The sequence below is a fragment of the Frankia canadensis genome (genome assembly GCF_900197875.1).
Lineage (GTDB): Bacteria > Actinomycetota > Actinomycetes > Frankiales > Frankiaceae > Frankia > Frankia canadensis.
This window is the reverse complement of the sequence record NZ_FZMO01000254.1, coordinates 1-5311: the sequence shown is the minus strand read 5'-3', so window position 1 is coordinate 5311 and position 5311 is coordinate 1. Positions and strand designations below refer to the sequence as shown.

Below are 5311 nucleotides of genomic sequence, written 5' to 3'. Positions count from 1 at the left end.
GTGGGTGGGTGGGGCGGCGGCTGCGTCATCGGCGCGCCCGGGGGTGGCGATCTCCTGAGCGGGTGCCTGTGCGAGGATCGACGGGTACCAGGGAGCGCCCCGAAAGGCGGGAGTTCGCGGCCGCGGCCGGTTCGGAACGGCGCGGCGGATTGCCTGCGCGGTCCGGGGTGTGCTGCGTCGGGCCGGCGGCGGATCAGCCAGCCGGACAGGCGGCGGAGGCGACGCGGAGCAGATCGATGTGGCTCCGGGTGACCAGCATCAGCCGCTTAAACACAAGAGCAACGGAAGCACACGATTCCGGCGGCCGCCAAGGGCTGGAAACTGTGACTTGCTTCACATGGAACGGTCGACCTGGGGGTCGCGTGCCGGTCAGCTGTCGCCCTTGTCGATTTCTCCGATGGGGAAATCGGGCTAAGGTGGGTGTTCGTTCACGCCGGCACCGGCCATCCGTACCACCGGTGTCGGCGGGGGGTGGAGGACGGAGAGCGTGATGGCCAAGCCCGATTTCCGGGTGATCGGCGCCCCGGATGCGGGCACCGACCTTCTGGTCGCCGGACTTCGTCACCGCGACGCCGAGCTCGCCGCCGGCCCCGATCCGCACGCCCCGTACCTGCTGGCCGACTTCGAGGGTCTGCGCCGCCTGCATGAACGGTCGCCGTACGTCCGCCTGGTCGCGGTGCTGCGCGATCCGGTGGCGCGGGCATACGCCCACTGGTCGCGGATGCGCGCGGCCGGCCTGGAGACCGTTGATGACTTCGAACGCGCTCTCGCGGTCGAGGGCGATCGCACGACGGCGGCCTGGGACTGGACCTGGCGATATCGGGCGCTGGGGTGCTATGGCGCCCAGCTGCAGCGGCTGACCACCCTGTTCACGTTCGGGCAGGTGTTCCTCACCCCGTACGCGCGGCTGTGGACGGAGCCGGCGGTGGTGCTGGACCAGGTCGCCCGGTTCGTCGGACTCGCCGGCGCGGCGGGCGCGGGCGACGGGATCGCAGGGGCGTCCGCCGGCCTTCCCCGCGTCGCGAGAGTGCGTTCACAGGTCCCGGTCGGTTCCGGCGCGCCGGTCAGATCAGGGGCGCCGGCGGGCGACACCGCCGCCTCGGGTGCGGCGGCGTGGGCGCCGGCGCGGCTCGATTCGGGCGTCGCCGACCGCCTGCGTGACCACTACAGCGCGGACCACCTGCTGCTCGAGCAGGTGACGCGCCGGCGGTGGGAGTTCGGCCCCGACCCCGGCTGACCGTCCCCGGCCCGGGTAGCGTCGGCGGCGATGAGCGTGCCAGAGAGCAAGGATCCGGCGGGCGGCGGCGGGCTGCCGCCGCCCGAGCCGCTGCCCTACGACGGCGTCGCCTCGGTGGCGGTCGGCACCGCGCTGTGGGGGATCGCCGCCGTCGTCATGCTGTTCTTCCTCGACGACCTGCGCACGGACGGCCATCTGTGGTGGCTGGCGACGGCCGTCTGCGGGTTCGGTCTGGGGCTTGTCGGCCTGTGGGTCGTCGTGCGCCGTCGCCGCCGGCTACGGGCCGCCACGGCGGCGGCCGAGCCGGCGGCCGGCTAGCGCGAGGAGGGGCGGGGCCTCAGGCCTCGTCGAGGTCGTCCTCCGCGGCGCGGAAGGCGGCGCCCGCCGGATCGCGCAGTTCCGCGGCGAGCGCGTGCCGGCGGTCCCACTGGCCGCCGCGCCAGGCCAGCGCCCGGGCCAGCGCATCCGGCCCCGCCTCGGCGTCGACGTGCACCTGGCCGCCGATGCCGCCGAGCACCCGCCACGGCACCCGGGTCGGCCGGCCGGTCAGATCCTCGACCAGCAGTGGGCGGTGCACCCGGTAGGGCGTCCCGTCCGGCGCGAGCGCCGCCTCGCCCGTCTCGCCGCTCTCGTCCGCCTCGTCCGTCCCTTCGGCGCCGGCGGCCTCGCCCGCCACGATCGCGCAGGGGGCGATCTCGGCGGCCATCGGCACTCCGAGCACGTGGGCGACCTCGGCCGCGCGGTCCAGCGGCAGCCGCAGCGCGTGGCGCCCGCCCACCAGGCCCAGCATGTCCGGCGCGTCGACGACGACGGCCTGCGCGCTCGGCACCACGCCGTCGGGGGTGCGCACCGTCAGCGGCGGGTCGAACCGTTCGTCGCCCGCCGACCGATCGGGCGCCGCCAGCACCCGGGCCACGGCGTCGACCGCCGCGATGTACAGCAGCCGCGCGGCCGGCCAGGACACGTCCCGGTCGGCGTCGCCCAGCCGGTCGAGCAGGTCCATGACGGCGCCGAGGTCACCGAGCACGTCGTCGAGCGTCAGCCGGGAACCGAGATGGCGCAGGAACTCGTCGTCGACGTCGGGCAGCGGCGCCGCCGGCGCGAACAGACCGGCCAGCAGCGGATCGGCGGCGGGCAGCAGCAGCTCGCGCGGGGGCAGCGCGGGACCTCCGCCGGCCACCGGCAGCACCGCGTGGCGGGCCAGCCACCAGCGGGTGTAAGACGGCTCCGGGGTGAACACCACCTCGCGCAGCGGCGGGGCGGCGAGCTGCGCCAGCGCCCTCGGCCAGGCCCGCGGGTCGACGAGCTCCAGGTCCCGCACGGCGGCGAACACGCCGATCATCGCCGGCGCGGGCGGGCCGCCGGCGGGCGGGCGGCGCAGGTTCGGCGTGTCGCCGGGCGGGCCGCCGTGATCGCCGGCGGCGACGTCGTCCACCCAGGTGTCGCTGTCGTCCAGATCGAGCAGGATCTGCTCGTCCGCGTCGAGGGGCAGGTCGTAGGCGTGCAGGACGCCGAACGTGTGCAGGACGCCGACCCGCTCGAGCACCTGGGTCGGCCAGCCGCGGACGATCTCGGGGGACAGCGTGGAGAACGGGGCGTCCTGCGCGAGCACCTGATCCAGCGGGCCGCCGTCGACCAGCAGCTCGCCGGCCGGGGCGAACTCGCCGTCGGCATCCGGCAGCAGCAGCTCCTCCAGCCAGTCGAGGCCCGCCGTGACCTGCTCGTCGCAGTCCCGGACCAGGGCGAGCACGGCGCCGGCGAGCGCGAGCAGGTCGTCCCGGTGATCGTCGGGATCGCTGTCGAGCACCGCCTCGCGCACCGCCGGGTCCCGCAGCACCCCGGCCGGCGTTCCCTCGGCGGCGCCCAGGGTGCGCAGCGCGTCGCGGGCCGCGTCGGCACAGGCGTCCGGATGGACGACCCGCAACGGCAGGCCCGAGCGGATCAGCGCGACGATGTCGAGATCGGCGGTCGGCAGCAGCGTGCCCCGCGGACCGGTGACCATCCGCGTGCCGAGTTCCGCGGCGCCCGAGCCGGCCGCGGTGCCGGACGTGGGTCCGGGGGGCTCGTGGTCGTCCACCGGCAGTTCGGCCAGGGGCACGGGCAGCGCGCCGAGCGCGTCGCGGTCCGGTGCGGCCACGAGCAGCGGATAGAGCCGTCCCCACCAGGCCGGTGGACGGTCGGCGCCGGACAGCAGCTCGACGAGCGCGGAGCTGTCCACCCGCCGGACCCCGAGCAGGTCCAGCGGGCCGCGCCAGCGCCGGCCGGCGTAGGTCGCCGGCAGCAGCCCCGGCAGCAGGCGGCTCCCGTCGGAACCGTCCGTACCGTCGGTGATGACGTCGCCCGCGCGGGCGGCGGGATGATCCGGATCCGTGTCGCCCGCTGGGGCGGCACCCTCCTCGACGGGGTCGACGCCGAGCAGGTCGGTGACGGCATCGGTGGCGGGGCCGAGGTCGCAGACCGAGCAGTCCCGGCCACGCCGGCCGCCGGGGAACAGCGCGGCCCCGGGCAGGAGTCGCAGCAACGCCTCCCGCAGCCGGCCGTCGACCTCGCCGTGGGCCAAGCCCGTCGGGACGAGGCTGAGCGCGGCCAGTGGATCGGGCGGCGCCGCGCCGGCGTCCACCCCGTCAGGGCTGTCCGCGCCGTCAGGGCTGCCTTGCCCGTCGGGGCTGCCTGGGACGCCGACATCACCTTGGTCGTCGAGACTGTCCCGGTCGTCGAGACTGTCCCGGCCGTCGAGGGTGCCTGGGTCGTCGAGGGTGCCGGTGCCGAGGTAGCGGGCCAGCGCGACCGCTGCGGCGGCGAGCTCGTCGGTGAGCCGGTCGCGCAGCGGGCCGGCGATCGTGTGCCGGCGGGAGGGGTCCAGTGGCAGCTCGACGCTGGCCAGGACCGGCAGGGACAGCGGCTCGTCGGTGGGCTGCGGCGCGCGCAGCACTCTGGCCACGCCCTGCGGCCAGTCGCCGTCCGGGATCATCACGCGGGCGGTGAAGCCCGTCCGGCCGCGTTCCTCTACCGGGCGGTCGGCGAGCAGCTCGGCGGGAATCGGGCCGCGCCGGGCGACGCCGCGCCAGCGTTCGCCGTCCAGGTCGGCGATCTCGACCAGTTCCTCGACCATCGGCGCGCCGGCCGCGGGGGTGGTAGCCGCGGGAGTGGCGGCCGGCGTCGTGGCGGCCGGCGTCGTGGCGGCCCGGTGGCCGTCGGGACCGCCGCGCACCCAGTGGCAGCTGATCGTGCGCACCGTGCCGTCGACGTCGAGAATGATCTCACCCGGCCCGCCCAGCACCAGCGGCAGCGTGGGATCGATGCCGGCCAGCAGCTCCCGGACCAGGGCGGCGGCGCTCGCGTCCCGCAGCGGCAGGCGCACCACAGTGTCAAAGCCGTCCGGCGGCGGCGGGGCGGTGATCGCGAAGGGCAGGCGCAGGATCGGCACCGCGCCGTCGCGCCGGGCGAGCTCCTCCGCGAGGCCGCCGAGATTTGTTGCGTCGCCTTTCGTTACGTCACCCGGAGTTACGTCGCCGGGGGCGGCGTCCGGGTGGCGTGGGTCGAGGGCCGCCACCGCGTCGATCACGGCGGTGCGCGACCAGGCGACGCCGGTGGCCGGCGTGCCGGGGTCGCCTGCTCCGGAGACGATCGACGGCTCGTCCGTCACCGCGAGGACCGCGGCGAAACCGGCCCCGAACCGTCCCACGGACGCGGCGTCCCGCTTCGCCGAGGCCCGCAGCGTCGACAGCGCCTCGACGCCGGCGGCCGTCAGCGCGGCGCCCGTGTTGGCGACCTCGAGCAGGCCGCCGGGGCCCGCGCCGGGGGCGGCTGCGGCCGTGGTCAACCGCAGGAGGGCGCGGGCCGGCACCGCGGCCTCGGTCGCCGCGTCCAGGGCGTTCTGGATCAGTTCCACGACCAGGCGGTCGCGGTAGGCGCCGAGGGCGGCGTCCTCCTCGGCGTTGGCGTCCTCCCGGAAGCGAGCCGGGGAGGCGACCCAGGCATCCAGTACCCGCCGCCGCACCGCGGCGGTCCCATACCCGTCGGCCGCAGCGTGTGCGGTGGTCACTGACACGGGTCCATCCTCGTCCGTCCGCC

At 76.2% G+C, this 5311-nt stretch carries 3 protein-coding genes; 2 read left to right on the top strand and 1 reads right to left on the bottom strand.

Annotated elements, in window-relative coordinates; all coding sequences use genetic code 11:
• Nucleotides 1–490: 490 nt before the first annotated feature.
• Entirely contained in the window at nt 491–1237 is a 747-nt protein-coding gene (locus tag C1A33_RS19530) for a sulfotransferase domain-containing protein (protein ID WP_101832890.1), read from the top strand.
• Nucleotides 1238–1267: 30 nt separating this feature from the next.
• Nucleotides 1268–1555, top strand: a complete 288-nt coding sequence (locus C1A33_RS19525) for a DUF2530 domain-containing protein (protein WP_101832889.1) — start codon at nt 1268–1270, stop codon at nt 1553–1555.
• 19 nt (nt 1556–1574) lie between these two features.
• On the opposite strand, the gene C1A33_RS19520 is transcribed toward C1A33_RS19525, so the two are convergent.
• Nucleotides 1575–5288 (bottom strand): sacsin N-terminal ATP-binding-like domain-containing protein, encoded by a 3714-nt coding sequence (locus tag C1A33_RS19520; RefSeq protein ID WP_101832891.1) that lies wholly within the window; start codon nt 5286–5288, stop codon nt 1575–1577.
• Nucleotides 5289–5311: the final 23 nt, after the last annotated feature.